The organism is Novosphingobium sp. ES2-1 (genome assembly GCF_015169775.1).
Classification (GTDB): Bacteria; Pseudomonadota; Alphaproteobacteria; order Sphingomonadales; family Sphingomonadaceae; genus Novosphingobium; species Novosphingobium subterraneum.
Genome location: NZ_CP063445.1, coordinates 2,288,638 through 2,311,650, shown reverse-complemented (window position 1 = coordinate 2,311,650; position 23,013 = coordinate 2,288,638). Strand labels below are relative to the sequence as shown.

Annotated in this window: 16 protein-coding genes; 7 read left to right on the top strand and 9 right to left on the bottom strand. The window is 63.6% G+C overall.

Annotated features, from left to right (window positions below; genetic code table 11):
* The first annotated feature begins 95 nt into the window (after positions 1-95).
* Genes IM701_RS11210 through IM701_RS11200 form a run of 3 tightly spaced genes read left to right on the top strand, consistent with a single transcriptional unit; the run spans position 96 to position 7,367 of the window.
* On the top strand, positions 96-962 hold the full coding sequence (locus tag IM701_RS11210; protein ID WP_039334179.1) for an arginyltransferase: 867 nt from the start codon (positions 96-98) through the stop codon (positions 960-962).
* Positions 931-3,162: an autotransporter assembly complex family protein gene (locus IM701_RS11205; RefSeq protein WP_230487679.1), complete on the top strand. Its 2,232-nt coding sequence runs from the start codon at positions 931-933 to the stop codon at positions 3,160-3,162. The genes IM701_RS11210 and IM701_RS11205 overlap by 32 nt, the downstream gene beginning before the upstream one ends.
* Positions 3,162-7,367 carry a translocation/assembly module TamB domain-containing protein gene (locus IM701_RS11200; RefSeq protein WP_193826986.1) on the top strand — a complete coding sequence of 1,402 codons (4,206 nt, stop codon included), beginning with the start codon at positions 3,162-3,164 and terminating at the stop codon, positions 7,365-7,367. The genes IM701_RS11205 and IM701_RS11200 overlap by 1 nt, the downstream gene beginning before the upstream one ends.
* A 66-nt stretch (positions 7,368-7,433) precedes the next feature.
* Here the strand turns inward: IM701_RS11200 and IM701_RS11195 are convergent, their stop codons facing one another.
* Both IM701_RS11195 and IM701_RS11190 read right to left on the bottom strand, forming a co-directional pair.
* Positions 7,434-8,858 carry an aldehyde dehydrogenase family protein gene (locus tag IM701_RS11195; RefSeq protein ID WP_193826985.1) on the bottom strand — a complete coding sequence of 475 codons (1,425 nt, stop codon included), beginning with the start codon at positions 8,856-8,858 and terminating at the stop codon, positions 7,434-7,436.
* 122 nt (positions 8,859-8,980) lie between these two features.
* On the bottom strand, positions 8,981-9,127 hold the full coding sequence (locus tag IM701_RS11190) for a lmo0937 family membrane protein (protein ID WP_118073370.1): 147 nt from the start codon (positions 9,125-9,127) through the stop codon (positions 8,981-8,983).
* Between the two features lie 115 nt (positions 9,128-9,242).
* Between IM701_RS11190 and IM701_RS11185 the strand changes: the two genes are divergently transcribed.
* On the top strand, positions 9,243-11,573 hold the full coding sequence (locus tag IM701_RS11185; RefSeq protein WP_230487678.1) for a bifunctional diguanylate cyclase/phosphodiesterase: 2,331 nt from the start codon (positions 9,243-9,245) through the stop codon (positions 11,571-11,573).
* Here the strand turns inward: IM701_RS11185 and IM701_RS11180 are convergent, their stop codons facing one another.
* The 6 genes from IM701_RS11180 to IM701_RS11155 form a co-directional block, all read right to left on the bottom strand.
* Positions 11,574-12,266, bottom strand: coding sequence for a tetratricopeptide repeat protein (locus IM701_RS11180; RefSeq protein WP_193826984.1), 693 nt, complete (start codon positions 12,264-12,266; stop codon positions 11,574-11,576). It abuts the gene before it with no gap.
* Positions 12,267-12,367: 101 nt separating this feature from the next.
* Positions 12,368-12,853 carry a CHAP domain-containing protein gene (locus IM701_RS11175; RefSeq protein WP_039334400.1) on the bottom strand — a complete coding sequence of 162 codons (486 nt, stop codon included), beginning with the start codon at positions 12,851-12,853 and terminating at the stop codon, positions 12,368-12,370.
* Between the two features lie 214 nt (positions 12,854-13,067).
* Complete coding sequence (glnA, locus tag IM701_RS11170; protein ID WP_039334175.1) at positions 13,068-14,477, bottom strand: type I glutamate--ammonia ligase; 1,410 nt, start codon at positions 14,475-14,477, stop codon at positions 13,068-13,070.
* 155 nt (positions 14,478-14,632) lie between these two features.
* Positions 14,633-14,971, bottom strand: coding sequence for a P-II family nitrogen regulator (locus IM701_RS11165; RefSeq protein ID WP_039334174.1), 339 nt, complete (start codon positions 14,969-14,971; stop codon positions 14,633-14,635).
* A gap of 272 nt (positions 14,972-15,243) precedes the next feature.
* Entirely contained in the window at positions 15,244-16,074 is an 831-nt protein-coding gene (gene map, locus IM701_RS11160) for a type I methionyl aminopeptidase (RefSeq protein ID WP_174544569.1), read from the bottom strand.
* Positions 16,075-16,128: 54 nt separating this feature from the next.
* The gene (locus IM701_RS11155) at positions 16,129-16,929 is read right to left on the bottom strand and encodes a DUF4163 domain-containing protein (RefSeq protein ID WP_193826983.1); all 801 of its coding nucleotides are present in this window, start codon (positions 16,927-16,929) and stop codon (positions 16,129-16,131) included.
* 53 nt (positions 16,930-16,982) lie between these two features.
* On the opposite strand from IM701_RS11155, the gene IM701_RS11150 reads away from it, so the two are divergent.
* The 3 genes from IM701_RS11150 to argC all read left to right on the top strand — a co-directional run bounded on the left by IM701_RS11150 (position 16,983) and on the right by argC (position 19,729).
* Positions 16,983-18,365 (top strand): M17 family metallopeptidase, encoded by a 1,383-nt coding sequence (locus IM701_RS11150; RefSeq protein WP_193826982.1) that lies wholly within the window; start codon positions 16,983-16,985, stop codon positions 18,363-18,365.
* Positions 18,366-18,449: 84 nt separating this feature from the next.
* Positions 18,450-18,803 carry an SH3 domain-containing protein gene (locus IM701_RS11145; protein WP_230487677.1) on the top strand — a complete coding sequence of 118 codons (354 nt, stop codon included), beginning with the start codon at positions 18,450-18,452 and terminating at the stop codon, positions 18,801-18,803.
* Entirely contained in the window at positions 18,800-19,729 is a 930-nt protein-coding gene (gene argC, locus IM701_RS11140; protein WP_193826981.1) for an N-acetyl-gamma-glutamyl-phosphate reductase, read from the top strand. The genes IM701_RS11145 and argC overlap by 4 nt, the downstream gene beginning before the upstream one ends.
* 130 nt (positions 19,730-19,859) lie before the next feature.
* Here the strand turns inward: argC and IM701_RS11135 are convergent, their stop codons facing one another.
* Complete coding sequence (locus tag IM701_RS11135; protein WP_230487858.1) at positions 19,860-22,841, bottom strand: TonB-dependent receptor domain-containing protein; 2,982 nt, start codon at positions 22,839-22,841, stop codon at positions 19,860-19,862.
* Between the last annotated feature and the right edge of the window lie 172 nt (positions 22,842-23,013).

The following is a 23,013-nucleotide window of genomic DNA, read 5'->3' as shown; positions in this document are numbered from 1 at the left end:
GAAAGGTAGTTAACGGGCTTTTAGGATTTGCCTGGCTGAGGCATGTTTGTTGCTGACACGCCGGATAGTCCGGCCTCAGGAGCACAAGCCCCGCCGTGACCGCGCCCGTTCGCTTCCCGCGCTTTTTCGTCACCAGTCCCGCGCCGTGTCCGTACCTGCCGGGGCGGAGCGAGCGAAAGGTGTTCACCGAGCTCAAAGGCCCCAACGCGGACGAGCTGAACGATGCGCTGGGCCGCATCGGATTCCGCCGCAGCCAGACTGTTGCCTACCGCCCCAGCTGCGTCGAATGCACTGCCTGCATCTCGGTGCGGGTGGTCGCCAATGCGTTTCAGGCCTCATCAACGCAGAAGCGGATCTGGAAGCGCAACCGCGATCTTGTCGTAAGTGTGTGCAAACCTTGGTCAACTCCGGAACAGTTCGAGCTGTTGCAGCGTTATCTCGCCGTGCGTCACCCGGGCGGGGGGATGGCCGCCATGGACGAGATGGATTTCGCGGACATGGTGGAACACACCCCGGTCAAGAGTTACGTCATCGAATACAGGGAGCCGACCACCGATGGTTCGCAGGGCAGACTGGTAGGGGCCTGTCTGACCGACGAGCAGGGCGATGGTCTCTCGATGATCTACAGTTTCTACGATCCACAACACGAGACGCGGTCCGGGCTTGGCACTTTCATCATCCTCGACCATATCCAGCGAGCAGGCCAGGTCGGCTTGCCGTATGTCTATCTCGGCTACTGGGTCGAAGGATCGGAGCGCATGCAATACAAGGTGCGCTTCCGCCCGATGGAGAAACTGGGCCGCGATGGCTGGGAACGGTTCGAACCTGCTGAACAGGCCAGCGCCATCGAGCGCGCCGTCACTGCACGGCAGGGCGCTGATGCCGATCTGCCGCGAAGCGGCATCGAAGGGAGCCTCAAGGACGGGGTTCATGGGGCGCAGGAGCGCTACGCCCACACCTGACCTCCCGCTCGCGCGCATTCTGGCGGCGGTCTTGCTGCTTGCTCTGCCGACGCAGGCCTTGGCACAGTCGCGTGATGCGGATCAGGAGCTTGAGGCCCTGATCCCCGACTCGGCCCTCGATAATGCGGATACATGGGCGCTTGATACCGAGGCTGCTCGCACCGGCGCGCCGGCTGCGACCGTGATCGAGCAGATTGAGGCCGATACCGCCATGCCGGATATTCCCGGCATGACCATTCCGTGGCCGGACGGGAGCGAGATTCCCGATATCCAGCCCCTCACGCCCGATCCCGATATCGACGTGGCCGAACAGTCCACCGATGCGGCAGTCGATGCCCTTCCCGGGCAGGAAGAGGGTGACTTGCCCGCCGGCGTGCGGCTGGCTGATGCCGACGTTTCGCGCGTGGGCAAACAGGTGGAGGTCGCGTTTCCCAGCGGCAAGGACGCCATTGCCGATGCGGGCGACATCGTCGACCGGTTCGCCGGACTTTCGAGCCTCAAATCCTTCGACGACGATGAAGACAACCTTGCCCAGATCGTCCGGCGCGCCAGAACCGATCGCGAGACGCTGGCCGAGGTCATGCGCGTTTACGGCTATTACGATGCGCAGATCTACCAGACCCTCGGGGGACTCGAGGATCGCGCCGAGGGCGAAGCCACAGGGCCGATCGATGTCGAGAAGGTGGTCGTGCGCTTCGACGTGCAACCCGGCCCACAATACAAGGTTGGCCAGATCGCGCTTGGCGATCTCTCCGCGACCGGGCCGGACTATGAGGCTTTGCGCGGGGCCTTCAAGATACAGCCCGGGGACGCGATCAATGGCGACAGGATCGTGGCCGAGCGCCTCTCGTTGCAAACGGCATTGGGCGAGACAGGCTACGCCTTTGCCAAGCTTGGCGATCCCGACCTGCTGATCGACCACGAACGGCGCGAGGGCGACCTGACGGTGCCGGTAACGCCGGGCGGGGTCTATCAGTTCGGCAAGATCAACTCTTCGCGCGACCGCTTCCTGAGTGCGCGGCATCTGCAGCGGATCGCGCGATTCGATCCGGGCGATCGCTTCAAGCGTTCGGAAGTGGACGATCTGCGTCAGGCAATCCTGGCGACCGGACTTGTTTCCTCGCTGACCGTCGAGGCACGCGAGGTGGCAAAGCCTGACGGGCGAACGCCAGGCACGGTCGATGTCGACGTAACGCTCACCCCTGCACCCCTGAGGACCATAGCCGGGCTGATCGGTTACTCCAGCGGTGAAGGCTTCCGTGTCGAGGCCAGCTGGGAGCACCGCAACTTCTTCCCGCCCGAAGGTATGGTGCGCGTACGCGGAGTTGCCGGAACGCAGGAGCAACTTGCCGGCCTCACCTTCCGCCGCAACAATTTCCTGACGCGCGACCTCGTGCTCAATGCCGATCTCTATGCGCGCAACCAGACAAGCAGCGCCTTCGAGGCGCGCACGGTTTCGTTCACTGCCGGGATCGAGCGGCAGCAGACGCTGCTGTTCCAGAAGCCGTGGGTGTTCTCGGCAGGGGTCGAGATATTGGCCACGGGCGAGCGCGATGCGGCGGCGATCCTCGCCCGCCAGGCGCGCAAGACCTATTTCATCGGCGCACTGCCGATGCGCGCTGCCTACGACGGCAGCGATGACCTGCTCGACCCGACACGGGGTTTCCGGGTGGGTCTGCGCGTCTCACCGGAGATCTCGGTGCAGAACGGCGTGAAGTCGAGTTATGGCAAGGCACAGCTCGACGCGAGCTATTACCAGCCGGTGGGCGAGAAGCTGGTCGTGGCGGGCCGCGTACGGTTCGGCACGATTCTGGGCACAGACATCACCAACATCGCGCCGTCGCGCCGGTTCTATGCCGGCGGTGGTGGATCGGTGCGTGGGTATGGCTATCAGCTGATCGGCCCGCGCGACACCGCAGGCGAGCCGAGCGGCGGCCGCGCCCTGAGCGAATTCTCGCTCGAGGCGCGCGTGAAGACCGGGCTGCTGGGAGGCGCAGTGAGCCTGGTGCCGTTCGTCGATGCCGGCGCGGTGGACACCACGACGACCCCGCGCCTGCGCGATATCAAGGTCGGCGCGGGCATCGGCCTGCGTTATGAAACCAACTTCGGACCCATCCGCATCGATCTGGGAACGCCGCTGAACCCGTCCAAGGGCGACAGTCGCATCGGCGTCTATGTCGCGCTGGGTCAGGCTTTCTGATGGCGGACGATGTGCCTTTGCCAGAGCAGCCTGCAGCCGAGCCTGCAAGGCCGGTGCGGTCGCGCAGGTCGCGCTTCGTGCGTGGCGCGGCGCGACGGGTGGCGATCCTGTTCGTGGCGGGCATCGCGCTGGTGCTGGCTGCCCTGGTGGTCCTTGACTCCTCGCTCGGTCACCGTCTGCTGGCAGATCGCATTGCCGCGATCACGCCGGGGTCGGGCCTGCGGATCGAGATCGGCCGGATCGATGGGTCCATCTACGGAGCCGCGAAGCTGCGCGACATCAGGGTGAGCGATCCGGAAGGGGTTTTCCTGACAGTGCCCGAGGCGGAGCTGGATTGGCGGCCGCTTGCCTGGCTCAGGACGGGGCTCGATGTACGGTTGCTGGCCCTTCATCGCGGCGTACTGCGCCGGGCGCCCCGCCTGCGACCAAGCGAAGACCCTGATGCGCCGATTCTCCCGAATTTCGACATTCGCGTCGACAGACTGGTCATCGACAACCTGACGGTATCTCCGGCCATGGCAGGGCAGAAGCGCCGGGTGGACGTGGTTGCCAAGGCGGATATTCGTGGGGGCCACGCCATCGTGGACGTCAACGGTCGGGTCGCAGGCGATCGCGTCGTTTTCAGGCTGGACAGCGAACCCGATCGCAACAAGTTCGATCTCCAACTCGCCTATGATGCGCCACGCGATGGCATGATGTCCAAGATGTTGGGCGCCGATGGCGACATTCGCGTGCGTGTTGGCGGCAAGGGCGGCTGGACGCGCTGGGACGGCGTGGCGTATGCGACCATCGGTGAAGAACGATTGGCCGCATTTCAGCTGGCAAATCGCGCTGGTGCCTACAGCCTTGGCGGCCAAGTGTGGCCGGGCAAGATGCTGAAGGGCACGGCAGGGCAGGCAGTCGGGCAAACGCTATCGCTGCTTTACGACGGGACCTTTGTTGACAGGGCGTTCGACGGCACGCTCCGTGCGGCGGGCGATGCTTTCAAGGTAAGGGCCGAGGGCAAGCTCGATCTTGCGAACAACGAAGCCGAGGATCTCAAGGTGCGGGCACTGGTGCTCAGGCCCGAACGGCTGATGACTGCGCCGCAGCTTTCCGGTGTCGCGATCGATGCTACTTTCAACGGCGCGTTCTCCGATCTCTCCATCGAACATCAGGTGGCGGTGCAACGGCTCAAGCTGGGCACTCTTGATGCGCAGGGCCTGCGCTCGTCCGGCACGGCGGCATGGGACGGCAAGCGGTTTGTCCTGCCGCTGAATGTCAGCGCGCAAAGGGTCGTCACTGGCAACGCAATGATCGATCCACGCTTTCCCGGTGCGCGCGTAAATGGAGACCTGGTTTTCGCCGGTAATCGTCTCACTTCAGACAACCTCGCGCTGACGATGAAAGGCCTGGCCGCGCGCCTTGCCCTGAGCGGCGACATGGCGCGCGGAGGTTATGCTCTGGCGGGGCCGGTGGTGGCACGAGGATTTGCGATCGAGAACCTCGGTGCGGTCGACGGTACGGCCAAGATCCTGTTCAAGATCGGCAATGGCGTGCCGTGGACCCTGCAGGCAAACCTTGCCGGGCGCATGACGCGGATCGACAACGCCACCTTGCAGTCGCTGACGGGCGGTGGCGTGCGGTTTACTGGCGGACTTGCTCTTGGTGAGCGCATTCCCGTCACATTCCGCAAGGCACGGATAAGCTCGGCCAAGCTGCAGATGGCGCTGGATGGCAAGGTGTTGCCCGGTGGTGCCGCATCGCTGCGCGGTAGTGGCCGTCATGCCGACTATGGCGCCTTCACGGTGCAGGCGGCGATGACCAACGAAGGTCCGAATGCAGTGCTGGTATTCGCCAGCCCGCTTCCCGCAGCAGGACTGAAGGACGTTCGCGTGGCGCTCTCGCCCATTGCCGACGGATTCCGCATCGAGACGGCGGGCGATTCCACGCTCGGGCCGTTTACGGGGACACTGGGCCTGTTCATGCCTCCGGGGCAGGGCACCCGGATCGATATCCAGCAGTTCCGCGTCTGGCAGACGGACGTGACGGGCGGAGTGACGCTTGGCAAAGATGGCGTTGCCGGTCAGATCGCGCTGGCCGGGGGTGGCTTGAATGGCACGGTATTGCTCAGCCCGCGTGAGGGCGGTCAGGGCTTCGATGCCAATGTCATCGCCCGCAACGCCCGGTTCGGTGGGGCGCGGCCGCTGTCCATCGGCAATGCCAAGATCGACGCAACCGGCCTGATCAAGGATGGGCACTCGACCATCGAAGGCACGCTGCTCGCCGAAGGCATCGGCATGGGCAAGGTATTCATCGGCAAACTTGCCGCTTCTGCCTATCTGCAGGACGGCAGCGGATCGGTGACCGCTTCGGTCTCGGGCCGGAGAGGTACGCAATTCGCGCTGCAAGGGACCGCGGCCTTCTCGCCCGAACAGATCGTGACCTACGTCTCGGGGGAGTACGCCGGACGGCAAGTCAGAATGCCCCGCCGCGCGATCCTGACGCGCGAGGGGGAGGGCTGGCGCCTGTCGCCCACCCAGATCGGCTTCGGGCGAGGCATCCTGATTGCCGAAGGCCATGTTCTGGGCGGGCCTACACAGCTGCGTCTTCTGCTTTCGCGCATGCCGCTTTCGGTGGCGGACATTGTCGTGGCTGACCTTGGCCTCGGCGGCGTTGCCTCAGGCATCGTCGAGTACAACAACGACGGGCAGGGTGCGCCTTCGGGCAATGCTGCGCTGATGGTGCGGGGGCTGTCGCGGTCGGGGCTGGTCCTCACATCGCGTCCCATCGATGTGGCACTTGTCGCAAAGCTTGATCCCGACGCCCTGCAGATGCGAACCGTGCTTCGCGAGGGCAACGACATTCGCGGTCGGCTCCAGGCCGTGGTAAACGGCCTGCCGCGCGGCGGCGGCTTCATGGACCGGCTCGAAAGCGGACGGCTTGCCGGGCAACTGCGCTATTCCGGTCCCGCAGAATCGCTCTGGCGCCTATCAGGCGTGGAGATATTCGATCTTACCGGGCCATTGGGCGTGCGGGCCGATATCTCGGGTTCCATCACCGCTCCGGTACTGCAGGGCGCGGTCGCCTCGAAAGGGTTGCGTGTGCAGAGCACGCTTACCGGCACCGATCTGCGGCAGGTGGAACTGGCAGGAACCTTCACCGATTCCCGCCTGCAACTGGCCCGATTCTCCGGCGTGACCACGAATGGTGGCAGGGTCAGTGGGAGCGGCTCGATCGGGCTTGCGGAATTGTCCGAACATGGCCCGACCATCGATCTCAAGCTCTCTGCTCGCAATGCACAGCTGATCTCGCGCGATGACATGGCCGCGACCGTGACCGGCCCCTTGCGCATTGTGAGCAATGGCGTGGGCGGAACCATCGCCGGCCGGGTGAGGATCGAAAGTGCGCGCTGGGCACTGGGCCGGGCCAGCGCGGTGCAGGAACTGCCGGTCATTGCCACGCGCGAGATCAATGCCCCTGCCGATGCTGCGCCCGCCAGGGCCGCCGCAGCGCCGTGGCGCTTTCTGATCGACGCATCGGGCGCCAACCGCATCGATGTGCGGGGCCTGGGCCTTGAAAGCGAGTGGGGCGCCGATATTCGCCTGCGCGGTACGACCGCCGCTCCGCAGATCATCGGCACCGCCGACCTGGTGCGAGGCGGCTACGAATTTGCCGGCAAGCGCTTTGAACTGACGCGCGGACGCATACGCTTTACCGGCGAAGTCCCGGTCGACCCGCAACTGGACATTGTCGCCGAGGGCGATGCCAACAACATCAACGCCAAGATTTCGATCACCGGCACCGGTAACAAGCCGATCATCGCATTCTCCTCAACGCCCTCGCTGCCTGAGGAAGAACTGCTCAGCCGTATCCTCTTCGGCAGCTCGATTTCGCAGATCTCCGCGCCCGAAGCTGTGCAGCTGGCATCGGCCCTGGCCAGCCTGCGCGGCGGCGGCGGGCTCGATCCGATCAACAAGCTGCGTGCTGCGATCGGTCTCGATCGCTTGCGCATCGTCGGGGCGGACCCGACAGTGGGATCGGGGACCAGCATTGCCGTGGGCAAATATATCGGGCGCCGCTTCTTCGTCGAACTCGTGACTGATGGCGCGGGCTACAATGCGACCTCCGTCGAGTTCCGCATAACCCGCTGGCTTGCGCTGCTCGGTACGGTTTCGACGATTGGCGATGAAAGCCTCAACCTCAAGGTCAGCAAGGACTACTGATTGCGCAAAAGCGAAAGGGGCCACTCTTGCGAGCGGCCCCTCCGGCTTTCTGCTTTTCGTCGTGGATCAGGCGGGCAGGCCGCTGATCGCCTTCATTTCCATGAAGTCCTTGAGGCCATAGAGCCCGCCTTCACGGCCATTGCCCGATTGCTTGTAGCCGCCAAACGGCGCACCCGGCGTCGGGCCCCAGTTGTTGATTGCCACCATGCCGGCCCGCAGGGCAGGGGCTACTTCCGCAGCCTTGGCCGGATCACCGGTGATGCAGGCAGAAAGGCCATACGCGGTGTCGTTGGCAATCTCGATAGCCTGTTCGAGATCGTCGTAGGTCATGATCGTGGCAACGGGACCGAAGATCTCTTCCTGCGCGATGCGCATGTCCGGTGTCACGCCTGAAAACACCGTCGGCTTGATGTAGTAGCCGCGATTGACGTTGGACGGCAGGTCGGGACCACCGGTCTCCAGCTTGGCGCCCTCGTCGATGGCGGATTGAATCAGTCCGCGGATCTTGTCGAACTGTGCCTTGTTCACCACCGGGCCGAGATGCTGGCCTTCCTGCAGAGGATCGCCAACGGGCGTCGCGGCATACATTGCCGAAACGAACGCTGCAGCTTCGGCCTCGCGCTCCTTGGGCACAAGGATGCGGGTCGGCGAAATGCAGGATTGGCCCGAGTTGACCAGCGGACCGGAAGCCGTCGACGGCAAGTGCTTGGCAAAGTCCGCATCGGGCAGGACAAGGTTGGGTGACTTGCCGCCCAATTCCTGATGGACGCGCTTCACCGTGTCAGCAGCGGCCTTGGCAACGAGAATGCCCGCGCGGGTCGAACCCGTGAAGCTGACCATGTCGATACCGGGGTGCGAACTGATCGCCGTGCCAACGCCCGGTCCATCGCCCTGAACGAGGTTGAAGACGCCAGGCGGAACGCCTGCCGCATCAAGGATCTCGGCAAAGATCGCCGCATTGGTCGGGCACTCTTCGGAAGGCTTGAGGATCATCGTGTTGCCAGCAGCCAGTGCAGGTGCGACCTTCAGTGCGATCTGGTTGAGAGGCCAGTTCCAGGGCGTGATCATCCCGACAACGCCGATCGGCTCGTAAGCGACCTTGTAGGCGCCGTTGTCTTCCATGAAGTTGAAGTTCTTGAGCGCGGCCATCGTGCCCAGGAATCCGCCGATACCGGCACCGACCTGAGCCGTGCCGGCGAAGCTCACCGGGGCGCCCATTTCCTCGGCCATGGCGACCGCAAGTTCCGGCGCACGTTTCTTGAACTCGGCGACGATGCGATCCATCAGGGCAAGGCGCTCTTCACGAGTGGTCTTGCTGAAGGTCTTGAACGCACGCTGGGCAGCGGCCACAGCCTTGTCGACATCGGCCTGCGTGCCAAGCGTAATGGCGCAGACGGGTTCTTCGGTTGCCGGGTTGATCACTTCGTGGCGCGTACCACCTTCGCTATCGACCCATTTGCCATCGATGTAGTGCTGCAGCCTCTCGCGCATTGCCGTCTCTCCCGAAGTGAGTGCGCCGAACCGACCGTCCGGCCCTTTGCCTTCGGAAAAGTAGGTGCGTGCGTTGCATTCCGCAACCGGTCAGGCCTGCCGGATCATGTCATATTGCCGCGTCAAATCCGGCGCCCGCGAAAGAGGTGGACCAGTCCGATCAGGATGGCGATGACCAGAACGACATGGATGAAGGCTGCGGTAACCTTGAAGGCAAACACGCCCAGCGCCCAAAGGACAAAGAGAATCAAGGCAAGAGTGAGAAGCATGTGACGATCTCCGCTGCGTTCCTCCCGCCCGCGCCCGTCTGATTTCTCAATCCGCCAATTCCTTCGGGGTTCCGGATATCTGTTCAGATTGCATCTACGAATACGAACATCCGGATTGATAACGATTTCTTCGGAAGCGGCCTCTAGACAAGGCCGGATGGGGACGGGACCTACCCTCAGTCGCGCCGCGTCGCGGCGCCACCACACCGGGGCACGCGGCGCCGTATGGATCGTCGTGGGCACGTTTCTTGCGCTTGTGGCGCTGACAACCGCACTGGTTGCGGCTTTCGTCAATTCGACCAGCATTGCCGATGTTTTCACCCGCCAGGAGGAGCAGCGGCTGGTCCATCGCTTTCTCGAGCGGAGCGAGCGACAGATCATGGAGGCCGATCGGCTTCAGATCACGTGGGACGATGCCGTCGTGAAGCTCAACGCGCCCGACGCAGAGGGATGGGCGCGCAACTATCTGGCGGGCTACTTCTGGGGCAGCCACCGCATCGACCGCATCTACCATGTCAGGTTCGATGGCACGCTGGTGCGCTGCTGGAAGGGCGGCAAGATCACGCAAGAGTGCCGCTACAACCAGATCGGGGGAAAGGTTGCAGACCTGATCCGGCAATCCCTGAAGGACGATCCGGGATCGGAGAAAGTCGGCGAATGGCGGAAATTGGGTGATGTACGCTGGCCGTACAGTGCGAAGGGTCTGCCTGTTGGCCGTGCTGCAGCTTCGATGGACAATTTCGACGGTAAGCCGGCGCTGATAGCGGCGGCGTCGATAGTGCCGGACGTGACTGCTTCGTTGCTCAAGGGACCGCCCGATTACATCGTCCTCGTACGCTACGTCGACGCGCGCATGATTGCCGATTTGCAGTCTGCGCTGTTGCTCGACGATGTCCGGTTCGATCAGGCGCCTGATGCAGACGAGAAGCGCAACTCGCTCGCGGTCACGAACCTGAGCGGAGAGCGCATCGGATGGTTCTCGTGGATTGCAAAGCCACCGGGCCCGGCGATCCTGCGCCAGACGGCACCGCTGCTGGCAGTCTATATCCTCTTCTTCATGGGTGTCGTGGCCGGTGGAGCGATCATCGTCCGCCGGATGCGGCGGACGACCAGCGAACTCATTGCCAGTGAAGCGCAGGCTCAACACAATGCCTTGCACGATGCGATGTCGGGATTGCCGAACCGCGCCCATTTCATGCAGAGGCTGCGACAGGAATTGTCTGCCTGCATCGAGCGGCCTGAGCTCGGCGATGTCTTCATCGCCTATCTGGATATCGACCGTTTCAAGGTGGTGAACGATACGCTGGGTCACCATGTCGGCGATGAACTGGTCCGGCAGGTCGCCCTGCGCCTGCGTCGTTCGCTTCCACCCGGCGATTTCCTTTCGCGCTTCGGGGGGGACGAATTCGTGCTGTTGCGGCGCTCCACAGGCGGGCGCGCTGCGGCCGACATGCTCGGGCGGCAACTGATGGCGCTGGCCCTCGAGCCTTTCGTGATTTCGGGCAACAATCACGAAGTCAGCCTGTCTTGCGGGATAAGCTGGGGGCCGGAGCAGAGCGAAGACCCGGGCGAGCTGCTGCGTCGCGCCGACATCGCGCTATATCGGGCGAAACAGCGGGGCCGGGCGCGCTATCGCCGGTTTACTCGCGACATGGATGCTTCGGTCAAGCTGCGGCGCGACATGGAGATGGAGCTGCGCCGCGCGATCAATCGCGATGAGTTGGCCCTGGCCTATCAGCCGATCGTCAATGCCGCGGACGGTGCCGTGGAGGGCTTCGAGGCGCTATTGCGCTGGACACATCCCGAGCGCGGGCCGATCCGTCCCGGCCTGTTCGTGCCGATTGCAGAGCAGGCGGGACTGATGATGCCGCTGGGGCAATGGGTCCTGCGCCGTGTCTTCGAGGATTGCCGCGACTGGCCGGACTGCGACATCTCGGTAAACCTCTCGCCGCTGCAGATCATGGCGAGCGACTTCCTGCCGGAAATCGACCGACTGGTGCGCGAAACTGGCGCCGATCCGCGCCGGTTCGTGCTCGAGGTGACCGAGGGGGTGATGCTGGATCGCAGCGAGCACGTGGTCGACGTGCTCAAGGGTTTGAAATATCGCGGTTTCCGCATTGCTCTCGACGATTTCGGGATCGGCTACTCATCGCTGAGCTATCTGCGCTCGTTCCAGTTTGACCGGATCAAGATCGACCGCTCGTTCGTGCAGAACATCGAAGCCGATCTTGATGCCCATTCGATTCTGCGTGCAATCGTTTCGCTCGGGCACACCTTGCGCATGAAAGTCGTCGCCGAGGGCGTTGAAACCCCGATGCAGCGCGCGCTGGTGCAGGCTGCCGGATGCCAGATGATCCAGGGCCACCTGTTCTGGCAGGCCATGCCTTTGCACGAAGCGCGTGCCCTGCTGGAGCCAGCAGCAATGGAAAAGCGCCGAACTGCCTGATCAGGTGTTGGGCTCGCCGCGTATCTGTTTGATGTACTTGAGCTCGTTGGCGGCTGCAGGGCTGTCAGGCTGATAGGTCAGGGATTCGTTGAAAAGGGTCTCTGCCTCGTCGAGCTGGCCCATCTCGATCTTGTTGAAGCCCATGCCGCGCAGCGCTCGTGCCTTGTATAATGCGCGCTGGCCGTCCGGTGCTGTCTCAGCCGACCTCAACGCTTCTTCGAACAAGCCGAAGGAACGCTTCCAGTCCTTCTGGGCCTTGAACCATTCCGCCAGCTCGTTGGTGTAGTGCGCATTGAGCGGCGCACGGTCATGCGCCAGCTGCAGCCACGGCAGCGCTTCGCGTCCACGGCCGAGATCGATCAGCGCATAGCCCTTGTAGAAATATCCGTCGCACCATGCGGGGCCGACGATCGTGAGCTCCATCGTGACTTCGGCATCGTTCTTCTTCGCCAGTGCCTCGGCCTGTTCCTGCGATTCGGCGCATGCGTGGGCGCGCTTTGCCTGGCGGACATTGAACGCAGCGATCAGCTCATCAGCCTTGTCGATGGCCGAGGCAGGTTTGCCTGCAACGATGTCATTGAAGATGGCCGAGGAAAGCTGCTCGACCTGTGCGTCGGTCATCAGATCGGCCGCTGCGGCGGGCGTCGCGATCAGGCAAACTGCCGAGGCGATGATGGTACGGCGGAACGGCATGGGCAGCTCTCCCTTTCTGGGAAGAGTGCAGTCCCGCCGCTGAACTTGCAAATGCAATTCCCGCCTCGACGGCGGCAATCTCTTTTCGGGTTCAGGGGAGGTCAGCCCTTGGCCGAGGTGGCCTTCGTCGCGTCTGCCGTCATGGTGCGGGGATAGATGAAACCGTGGGCCGGGCTGGCGCGCAGGCCGACCGACTTGGTCGGAGCGTACCACACGCGCACTTCGCTCCAGTCGCCAGCGGCCGAAACGTCAACCGCCATTACGCCCTTTTCGACCATGCCCGGGCCGGACCAGTTCGCGTGGTCGATCAGGATGTGGCGGTCATCGACGACCTTGCGGACAACGGCAACGTGTCCGTAGGGCATTGCACGCGTGCCGCTGAAGGCGAGGACGGCGCCGGCTTTTGGCTGCTGGCCACGGTCATAGGTGCCCGCAGCATTGCTCCACCAGTCACGGGCATTGCCGCTGATCTGAACGTCGGAAATCTGGCGGGCGTAGGTCACGCACTGGAGGCGGGCCTGGGCAGCGGTCGGCAGAGCGACGACTGCGAAGAATGCCAGGAATGCTGCGACCGCGTTCTTTATCATGGGCAGCATCACTAAGGATTTCGGCGGATTCGAGGAGTCCTGCGCCCTTCCGTTCATCCTGCCGCAATCACAGCTCGTCTCGCTTCGTCGCAAAAAGTTCGTGCGCTGTGGATAAAATCACAAACTCGTGCGTTTCCCGCTGCAGGCGGTGCTTCAAACCAAAAGGGCGCCCGGTTTCCCGGACGCCCCTTCGTATCTTCGCCGATCGTGTGGATCAGAGCGAGTAGTACATGTCGAACTCGACGGCCGACGGCGTGGTTTCCCAGCGCATCACTTCCGGCCACTTCAGTTCGATGTAGGCTTCGATCTGGTCCTTGGTGAACACGCCACCCTGGAGCAGGAAGTCGTGGTCGGCTTCGAGGCTTTCCAGCGCTTCACGCAGGCTGCCGCATACGGTCGGAACCTGGGCGAGCTCTGCCGGCGGCAGGTCGTACAGGTTCTTGTCCATGGCTTCGCCCGGGTGGATCTTGTTCTTGATCCCGTCGAGGCCGGCCATGAGCAGTGCCGAGTAGCACAGGTAAGGGTTGGCCATCGCGTCGGGGAAGCGGAACTCGACGCGCTTCGCCTTGGCACCGGCGCCATAGGGGATGCGGCACGAGGCCGAACGGTTGCGGGCCGAGTAGGCCAGCAGAACGGGGGCTTCATAGCCCGGCACCAGACGCTTGTAGCTGTTGGTGGTCGGGTTGGTGAAGGCGTTGAGCGCCTTGGCGTGCTTGATGACGCCGCCGATGAAGTACAGGCACATTTCCGACAGGCCAGCATAGCCGTTGCCGGCGAAGAGCGGCTTGCCAGCTTCCCAGATCGAGATGTGGGTGTGCATGCCCGAGCCGTTGTCGGTCTTGATCGGCTTCGGCATGAACGTCGCGGTCTTGCCATAGGCATGGGCGACCTGCTGCACGACGTACTTGTAGACCTGCATGCGGTCGGCGGTCTGGACCAGGGTGCCGAAGGTCAGGCCGAGTTCGTGCTGGGCCGAGGCCACTTCGTGGTGATGCTTGTCGCAGGGCAGGCCCATCTCGATCATGGTGCGGACCATTTCGCCACGGATGTCGACGCAGCTGTCGACCGGAGCGACCGGGAAGTAGCCACCCTTGGCGCGCGGACGGTGGGCGAGGTTGCCGCCTTCGTAGTCCTTGTTCGAGTTGGTCGGCAGCTCGATGTCATCGATGCGGAAGCCGTTGCCGTCGTAGCCGTCGTAGAACTTCACGTCGTCGAACAGGAAGAACTCGGCTTCCGGACCGACGTAGACAGTGTCGCCGAAACCGGCCGACTTGACGAAGGCTTCTGCGCGCTTGGCGGTCGAACGCGGGTCACGGCCATAGAGTTCGCCGGTCGAAGGTTCGACGATGTCGCAGTTGATGATCAGCATCGGCGAGGCCGAGAACGGATCGACATAGACCGAGTCGAGGTCGGGCTTGAGGATCATGTCCGACTCGTTGATGGCCTTCCAGCCTTCGATCGACGAACCGTCGAACATCAGGCCGTCTTCCAGTTCGTCTTCGCCGAGAACGGTCGAGACCATGGTCAGGTGCTGCCACTTGCCCTTCGGGTCAGTGAAGCGCAGGTCGACCCATTCGATTTCCTCGTCCTTGATGCGGGCGAGGATGTCCTTTGCAGTTGCCATCGCTGGTCCTTCTTCTTCATTGCCTCCGGTGGAGAGCTCCGGAGGGTATCTGGGGTGGTTGTCGTCTGGAGGCTTGCCCGTCCACAGGCCCACCCCCGCTATGCTGCCCGGCGGGTCAGGCCCGCCGCGGCATCAAACTTGTCATGTCGTTCTGATCAGATAGCGTCGTCGTTGCGCTCACCGGTACGGATGCGCAGGGCGCTCTCGATCGGGATCACGAAGATCTTGCCATCGCCGATGCGGCCGGTCTGTGCTGCGGCAGCGATCGCTTCGACCACGCGGTCGACCAGCGCATCGCCAACCACGACCTCGAGCTTCACCTTGGGCAGGAAATCGACGACGTATTCGGCACCGCGATAGAGCTCGGTGTGGCCCTTCTGGCGGCCGAAGCCCTTCGCTTCGGTCACGGTGATGCCCGATACGCCAATCTCGTGCAGCGCTTCCTTCACTTCATCGAGCTTGAAGGGCTTGATGATCGCTTCGACCTTTTTCACGTCGTTCAGACCCCTGCAACGCGGGCCGGACCGCCAAGGTCGGCGTTCCGGCAATTTATCCCGTGTGTGGCAACGACGTTACAAGAATCGTGCCACGCGCTGAGGGCAAGCACTAGGCTATCGCGCTGCAACGCGAAAGCCGTAAAATCAGGGGCTCGGCAAGATTTGAATCGAATGCGCAAGGCTTCCATGCGCAAGATTGCGCAGCATTGTTCAAATCATGCACATTTTTTACGCAGGGGCTGCCTTATTTTTGGGCAGGCCCTATATCGTCAAGCTGCGTAAGGCGGCTTGTCCAAGCCTTTCGGACTTGCGGTAAAGATCTCGCAGCCGTCCTCGGTGATGCCGATAGAATGCTCGAACTGGGCCGAGAGCGAGCGGTCTCGCGTCACAGCCGTCCAGCCATCGTCGAGGATCTTCACGCCCGGCTTGCCCAGGTTGATCATCGGCTCGATCGTGAAGAACATGCCGGGCTTCAGCTCCGGCCCAGTCCCGGCGCGCGCGGCGTGGACAACTTCCGGTGCGTCGTGGAAGAGCCGGCCGAGGCCATGACCGCAGAATTCCCTCACCACGCCGTAACGCTGCTTTTCGGCATGGGCCTGGATCGCCGCGCCAATGTCGCCAAGCCGCGCACCGGGCTTTGCCTGCTCGATGCCGATCATCAGACACTCGTAGGTGACGTCGACCAGGCGCTTTGCCTTCAACGGCACGTCGCCGACGAGGTACATCCGGCTCGTATCGCCGTGCCAGCCATCGAGCAGGGGCGTGACGTCGATGTTGACGATGTCTCCGTCCTTCAGCGTCTTGTCCGAAGGGATGCCGTGGCAGACCACGTGGTTGATCGAGATGCAGCACGAATGGGTATAGCCCCGATAGCCAAGCGTCGCCGGCACGGCGCCGCCATCGAGTGTCATCTTCCGCACCACATCATCAAGGTAGTCGGTCCGTACGCCGGGCACCACCAGCGGGGCCAGCGCATCGAGGATCTCGGCCGCGAGCCGGCCGGCCTTGCGCATGCCATCGAAGCCCGCGGGGCCGTGGAGCTTGATCGTGCCGTCGCGCAGCAAAACGTCGTGGTCTTCAACAGTCAGATATTCGGTCATGCCGTCCATGTAGCGACAAAACCGGCAAATTGCGAGAACCGGACTAAGGGCATTTCATCTTGCGACGAACGCGGCCTTGAATTCGGGCCTGACAGCATCGAGTACCTTCTGTGTCACCGGGAGGGTCACTTCATAGTCCCCCTCGGCATAGGGACCTGCAGCATAAGGCGCGACGAGAATGCCGATCCGGTCGAACGCCTTGCCGTTCGAGGAGCCGAGGATCACGGTCTGCTCGGTGGGATCGATGCAGTCGCTGAACTCCGGGATATCTCCCCTGCCTGAACCAGCGCGCTTCCTGGCGCGCTGGCGATCGAGCTCCTCGCAGAACCGCGCCCGGATCGCCCCGCGCAGCGCCTCCTTCGATGTGAACAGGTCCACCGGCGCACGGCGCTTGGCGGCGATCCTGTCCCACAGCACCGTGTCGTAAACGTAGTTCGGGTGTGCCCCGCCGCTGTAGAATCCGACCAGCGTCGAAAGGCTGATCCAGGCCGGCAAGTCGGTGACCACCTTCCATTCGACGGTATGCGTATAGGGATGGTACGGAAAGCCGCTCTCCTTTGCCGCCTTGCGTCCTTCGGTCGCCTGCGCCTTGAGCTCGCGGCGCGCTTCTTCCAGTTCCTTGTCGAGCAGCGCCTTCAGTTCCGGCACCGCCCCCGCGACCGCCGGATAGGAATAGTCGAATTCATAGAGCTCGTTCTTCTCGTGCACCTCGCGCGCGGTGACCGGCGTCTGTACAGGCGGCCCCGGCGGCATCGGCAGGGCGACGGGAGCATTGGTGCTCGGCGCCGGGGCAGGGGGCTTCTCGCCCGAACAGGCGGCCAGTAGCACCAGTGGGGTCAGAAACAGCACACGCATCAGGCAATTTCCTCTCGCAACGTGCCGCGCTCTGCGGCATGTCCTTGTGCAGCATGACCGACAGACAAGCACTGATCCAGCACGATCGCGGCCAGCCGGCAACGGCGCTCCACCTCGTCGACAAGGCAACGCTGCCCGACTTTCTCAAAGGGCTTAACGCCGGACAGCGCGCTGCCCTTTCCGCGCAGAAGTTCGAAGGCGGCGGATACGAGCACGCGATTGTCCCCGATGGCGACGCATGGTTCGCCGTGGCGGGCGTCGCCAATATCGATGACCTGTCCTCGTGGTGCATGGCCAAGCTCGCCGACGTTCTCCCCGGCGGTACCTATCGCCGCGCAGGAGGGGAGCCCGGCAAGGCGCTCCACGGCTGGATCACCGGTCAGTACCGCTTCGACCGCTACCGCAAGGACGCGAAGGACGCCGAACCGCGCATCCTGCTGACCAAGGACGTTGCGTTGATCGAGCCGGCGACCGCCGAGGCAACGGCCGTCCTCATGGTCCGTGACCTCGTCAACACGCCCGCCGAGGACATGGGGCCGCTGCAACTTGAAGCCGAGGCCCGCGCGCTGGCCAAGCGCCACCATGCCGAAGTCCACGTTGTCTCGGGCGATGCGCTCGAGCACGACTACCCGATGGTCCACGCCGTCGGCCGTGCCGCGGCGCGCAGCCATGCTCCGCGCCTGATCGAAATGACGTGGGGCGATGCCAGGCACCCGCGCGTCGCCATCGTCGGCAAGGGGGTTTGCTTCGATTCGGGCGGGCTCGACATCAAGCCTTCCTCCGGCATGGCGCTGATGAAGAAGGACATGGGCGGGGCGGCTCACGCGCTGGCCCTGGCCGGTCTGATCATGACAATGGGCTTGAAGGTCCGGCTGCACGTGCTTGTTCCTGCAGTCGAAAACGCGATCTCCGGCAACGCGTTCCGTCCCGGCGATATCCTCCGGTCGCGCGCCGGGCTTTCGGTCGAGATCACCAATACCGACGCCGAGGGGCGGCTCGTGCTCGGCGACGCGCTGACTCGCGCTACTGAAATGAAGCCCGAACTCGTCATCGACTTCGCGACCTTGACCGGCGCAGCCCGTGTCGCGCTGGGGCCGGACCTCCCGGCGATGTTCGCGCGGCAATGTCCAACTGCCACCCAACTCCTCGAGGCAGGGCGGCAACTCGACGACCCTTGCTGGCAACTCCCCCTGCATGAAGGCTACCGCGAGTACCTCAAATCCGACGTTGCCGACCTGCAGAATTCGCCGGCCAACGGATTTGCGGGCGCGAGTGTCGCCGCACTGTTTCTCGACCGATTTGTCGGCGAGGGGATCGACTGGGTGCATTTCGATACCTTCGCCTGGCGCCCTGTTGGAAAGCCCGGCCGACCGAAGGGCGGCGATGCCCTGGGGCTGCGTGCGGCGTGGGGGCTGCTCAAGGCGCGCTACGGCTGAGGGGGCGGGCAAGTGCACCATAGCTTGCCTGATGACGCGAGCGCCGCTAATCGCCCGGCTTTCCTGCTGCGGGGACACCCTGAATTGACCGTCGAAGCCATGCCTCTTTCCACCGAACTGCCCACCGGCCAGCTCCAGCTTTCGCGCGCTGCTGACCGTTCGGACAAGCCGCACCTGCCGGTGCGCGGCGATCTTGCGCATATCGGGCTCGCCGGAAAATACTTCGTGCCGCACTACGCGGTGCCGATGGCGCATGGCGTGAAGGCCGAAACGGCGCTGCGTGCTGCGGGCAAGCAGGATGGGGCGGAATTGCGCGCCCTGGTGGCCGGCGAAGTCTTCGATGTTCTCGACATGGCAGGAGGCTGGGCCTGGGGGCAGGCGAAATCCGATCTGCTCGTCGGCTATGTCGAGATGAGCCAGTTGGAGGCCTGCGCATGACCACATCGGTCTTCATCGACGGTGCTGCGGGCACCACCGGCCTCGAAATCGCCGAGCGGCTTGCCGGGCGCAGCGAATTCGCCATGATCGCACTCGATGATGCCCGCCGCAAGGACGATGCCGCGCGCGCCGAAGCGATCAATGACGCCGACGTGGTGATCCTGTGCCTGCCAGATGACGCTGCGCGCGATGCCGTGGCGATGATCCGCAATGACCGGACAAAGGTGATCGACGCTTCGACCGCACACCGCGTGGCTGACGGCTGGACTTACGGATTCCCTGAAATCGTCGGCCGCGAGACCGTCGCTGAATCGAAGCGGGTGTCAAATCCGGGATGCTATCCGACGGGGTTCATCGGCCTGCTCGCCCCGCTTGTTCACAACGGCCTGCTGCCCGCCGCCTGGCCATACAGCTGCAATGCGGTCACCGGTTATTCGGGTGGCGGCAAGGCGCTGATCGGCCGCTTCGAGGCTGAGGCCGACATCGCCTGGCGAGGGTACGGCCTGACTTTCGGGCACAAGCACATTCCCGAAATGCAGCGCTACACCGGCACGGCAATCGCCCCGTTGTTCAGCCCGGCCGTGGTCAATGCCCATCGCGGGATGGTCGTCGAGATTCCGCTGCCGCTGGGCGTCATGCCCGGCAACGTGCCAGCCGAATTGCTGCGCGCTGCTCTTACGCAGTTCTATGACGGCTCGCGGGTGGTCACCGTGGCGCAGGATCTTCCTGCCGACGGCGAGATGCTGCTGCGCGCTGCGATGGAACCATGGGACGGTCTTGCCCTTCGCGTCATGGGCAGCGCCGACGGCGAACAGGCCCGCCTGGTTGCCTTGCTCGATAATCTGGGCAAGGGCGCCAGCGGTGCAGCAGTGCAGTCGCTGAACCTGATGGCCGGCCTCGACGAAACCGCAGGCCTGCGCCTCTAATTCCATTAGCGCCGACTTCCAAAAACGCCTCCGCGAAAGCGGGGGCGTTCTTGCGCGTGCCCTTCGGGAGCAAAAAAAGGGGCAGCATCTTGCGATGCTGCCCCCAAGTCGGACACGTGGCACCAGACCTTTAGAAATCAGCCTGGAAACCAACCTTGAAGTAACGGCCCAGAATGCCCTGGCCGCCCTGGATCGGATTGTAGAGGTGCGCGCCGTAGGTCACGACATCCACTGGCGGCATGTTGTCGAACAGGTTCAGCGCGGTGAGTGACAGCGTGAAACGGTCGTTGACCTTGAAGCGCGTCTGCAGGTCGAATGTGATGTAACGCGGAATGTCGCAGCCGGTCGGACTGTAGCCCGGGTTCTGGCCGCAGTCCTTGTAGAGATCGCCCTGATCCATCGCCGAGAGGTTGTAGCCACCAAAGTAGTTGACGGTGGTGTTGATCTCCAGGTTGTCATCGAACTGCAGGCCATTCAGCCAGTAGCCATGCCACTTCGGCGTGCCCGAACCTGCGGTCAGGTTGAAGTTGCCCAGCGTACCGTCATAGCGCTCCAAGCCACCGCCGCTGTTGGTCAGGTCCGATTCCAGCTTGATGATGTAGCTGGCTTCAAGGTGACTGGTGAAGCGGATGTTGTCGGTCAGGTTGATCCGGCCGTCGATCTGGAAATCAAGGCCTGACACGGTCTGCGTGTTGGCGTTGATCAGCTGCGACTGGATGAAGGCGAGGCGTGGCGTCGCATTCGGGAAGTCGGGGCTGACGGCATCGGCGATCACGGTGTAGCCCGCCGGGATCGGCTGGCCAGTGTAGTAAGCCTCGAGCGCGGGTGCGTTCGAAGGCTGCGTGATCACGCCGGTCTTCTTGATGTTGTAGTAGTCGACCGACAGCGTGAAGTTGCGGACCGGTTCGAACACGAACCCGGCGGTGAAGCTGCGCGACCGCTCCGGCTTCAGGTCCGGCGAGGCCAGCGTGGTCTGGCCGTAGGAAGCGGAGCGAAGGTAGGTCGGGCAGTCGCTGAACGTGGCAACCGTGCAGCCATACTGGCTGAGATAGGCATCGTTGAAGATGCCTGCGCTGTTGGTCACGAAGCCCGTGGTCGGAAGGGCGTTGGCCTCACCGAACGAAGGGATGCGGAAGCCCTTCGACCACGTGCCGCGGATCAGCAGTTCGTCGACCGGCTTGAACTTGATGCCGGCCTTGGGGCTGAATGCGTTCTGACCGCTCGAATACTTGTCGTAACGACCGGCAAGGTTGATCTCGACCTTGTCGAGAACCGGCGCGTTGATTTCGGCAAAGCCCGAATAGACCCAGCGGCTGCCCTTGGTGCCGAAAGCGTTCAGGGTGAAGTAGCGCTGCGTCGGGCCGAAGTAGTCAGGGTTACCCGAAGGCGCGTCGACCGCTTCGTAACGGGCGCCTGCGCCCACTGCGACCTGCAACTTGCCGCCCGGAAGTTCGAACAGATCCGCACCGAGCGTGCCCTGGAACTGGACCTGATCGGAGGTGGCGTTCAGGATCTGGGTAGGACGCAGGAAGTCATTCTGCTCCTGCGTGTTCTGCGTCGGGTCAACGAAGTTGTACGTGCCACGCGCGATGGCCGTCAGCAGGTTGGCTATGTAGACATAGCCCTTCTGCGTACGACGAAGATCGTCATGCATCGCGGTCGCGCCGAAGTCGAAGTTGATGTTATCGGTAAGGTCGCCTTTGACGCCGATCGCACCGCGATAGGCGCGGTTGCGGGTTTCATTGTAGGTGGGCTGGTCGAACAGACGGCCCTGGATGCGGGCAAGCTGTCCGGCACCGGCGAACGGGTTGTTCGGGTTGAGCGTGCCGTTGGTGGCGTTGCAGCCCGTGTTGAGGCCGCTAGCGTCGCCCACACCGTTGGCGCAGACATAGACCGGCAGGGTCAGCGCGAACGAACCGGGCGCGCGGCTGGCTGCATTGTTCGACGTCGAAAAGCCCGGGAACAGGATACCAGCGTTAGCATTGCGCGAGATCGCTTCGGGCAGGCCTGTGTAGGCCGATTTGCTCTGCAGGAAGTTGAATTCGGCATAGCCTTCGATGCTGTCGCTGAGGGCCGCCGTGACGCGGGCAGAGACGCCCCAGCGCTCGATTTCCGGCTGGATCACGCCGTACTTGCGGGTGAGGTCTACGGTGCAGGTCTGCAAGGGAGCTGCCGCGCTGGCGGCAAGCTGCGCAGCCGTCAGTGTGTAAGCACTGTCGCAGCCGACGTTGTTGAGCAACTGGAAGCGGCCGAGTGCAGTGGTGTTGGTGGGATCGTAAGGACGCACGACAAGCGGGCCGCCGGCACCGGTAAAGCTGGTGGCGGTGGGTGAATTGATGCGGTCGTCGCTGCCGCACTCGCCATCGGGCGAACACACGCCGCGCAGGTCATCCGTGTTGAACGGATAGGGACGGTCGCGGTTCATGAGCTTGTTGCTCTTGTAGTAGAACCCGGAGACGTAGGCATTGTAGCCGTTCTCGTCGATGTCGCCCACGCCGGCGGTCAGCGACAGGCGATACTGCGAGGCATCGCCGCGATCGGAAAGGCCGGCTTCGCCACGGGCGCGCACGCCCTTGAATTCGCGCTTGGTGATGATGTTGACCACGCCTGCGATGGCGTCGGCACCATAAGCCGCCGAGGCGCCGTCACGCAGGATCTGCACGCGGTCGACAATGTCGTCCGGAATGGTGTTGAGATCGACGAAGTTGCGCGAACCGTCATCGGCCAGCGGGTAATAGGCCGCCCGCATACCGTCGAACAGCACGAGCGTCGAGTTGGTCGAAAGGCCGCGCAGCGAGATCGCCGAGGCACCGGCCGCGAACGCGCCGTTGGCGGTGAACGAGTTGGTCAGCGCCGGGCCGTTGTTGGCGGCGAGCGTCTGCAGGCCTTCCTGCACGGTCGAGATGCCGCGCTGGTCAAGGTTCTCCTGCGTCACCGTGGTGACCGGCGAGACGGTCTCGGTGTCTGTGCGGCGCAAGATCGAACCGGTGACGACGATCGCCTGGGTGTCGCCGCAGCTGGGATCATCCGGTGTGGTGCTGCAGTCGACGCTCTGCGGTGCAGCCGTCGTTGCCGCATCCTGCGCAAAGGCTGCGGTGGAGACCAGCGCCATGCCGATCGCCAGAGGGGTCGCGCCCGAACGGAGCGCGGAGAGATACTTGATGTTCACGTGGCAGTCCTCTTGTCCTGAACGTCTGCCGCCGTGGGGAACGGCGACAGGCCCGCGCGCCCAGTCCATATGCCGCCGCATTTGCGGTCAGCCGGGGTATGGATGCGAGAGAGGC

Excerpts from the sequence above, each read along its gene's own strand:
- IM701_RS11175 (WP_039334400.1), bottom strand. The coding sequence starts at position 12,853 with ATGATAAAGAACGCGGTCGCAGCATTCCTGGCATTCTTCGCAGTCGTC.
- IM701_RS11205 (WP_230487679.1), top strand. The coding sequence starts at position 931 with ATGGGGCGCAGGAGCGCTACGCCCACACCTGACCTCCCGCTCGCGCGC.
- IM701_RS11180 (WP_193826984.1), bottom strand. The coding sequence starts at position 12,266 with ATGCCGTTCCGCCGTACCATCATCGCCTCGGCAGTTTGCCTGATCGCG.
- IM701_RS11150 (WP_193826982.1), top strand. The coding sequence starts at position 16,983 with ATGACCGACAGACAAGCACTGATCCAGCACGATCGCGGCCAGCCGGCA.
- argC (WP_193826981.1), top strand. The coding sequence starts at position 18,800 with ATGACCACATCGGTCTTCATCGACGGTGCTGCGGGCACCACCGGCCTC.
- IM701_RS11135 (WP_230487858.1), bottom strand. The coding sequence starts at position 22,841 with ATGGCGCTGGTCTCCACCGCAGCCTTTGCGCAGGATGCGGCAACGACG.
- glnA (WP_039334175.1), bottom strand. The coding sequence starts at position 14,477 with ATGGCAACTGCAAAGGACATCCTCGCCCGCATCAAGGACGAGGAAATC.
- IM701_RS11200 (WP_193826986.1), top strand. The coding sequence starts at position 3,162 with ATGGCGGACGATGTGCCTTTGCCAGAGCAGCCTGCAGCCGAGCCTGCA.
- map (WP_174544569.1), bottom strand. The coding sequence starts at position 16,074 with ATGACCGAATATCTGACTGTTGAAGACCACGACGTTTTGCTGCGCGAC.
- IM701_RS11155 (WP_193826983.1), bottom strand. The coding sequence starts at position 16,929 with ATGCGTGTGCTGTTTCTGACCCCACTGGTGCTACTGGCCGCCTGTTCG.
- IM701_RS11190 (WP_118073370.1), bottom strand. The coding sequence starts at position 9,127 with ATGCTTCTCACTCTTGCCTTGATTCTCTTTGTCCTTTGGGCGCTGGGC.
- IM701_RS11195 (WP_193826985.1), bottom strand. The coding sequence starts at position 8,858 with ATGCGCGAGAGGCTGCAGCACTACATCGATGGCAAATGGGTCGATAGC.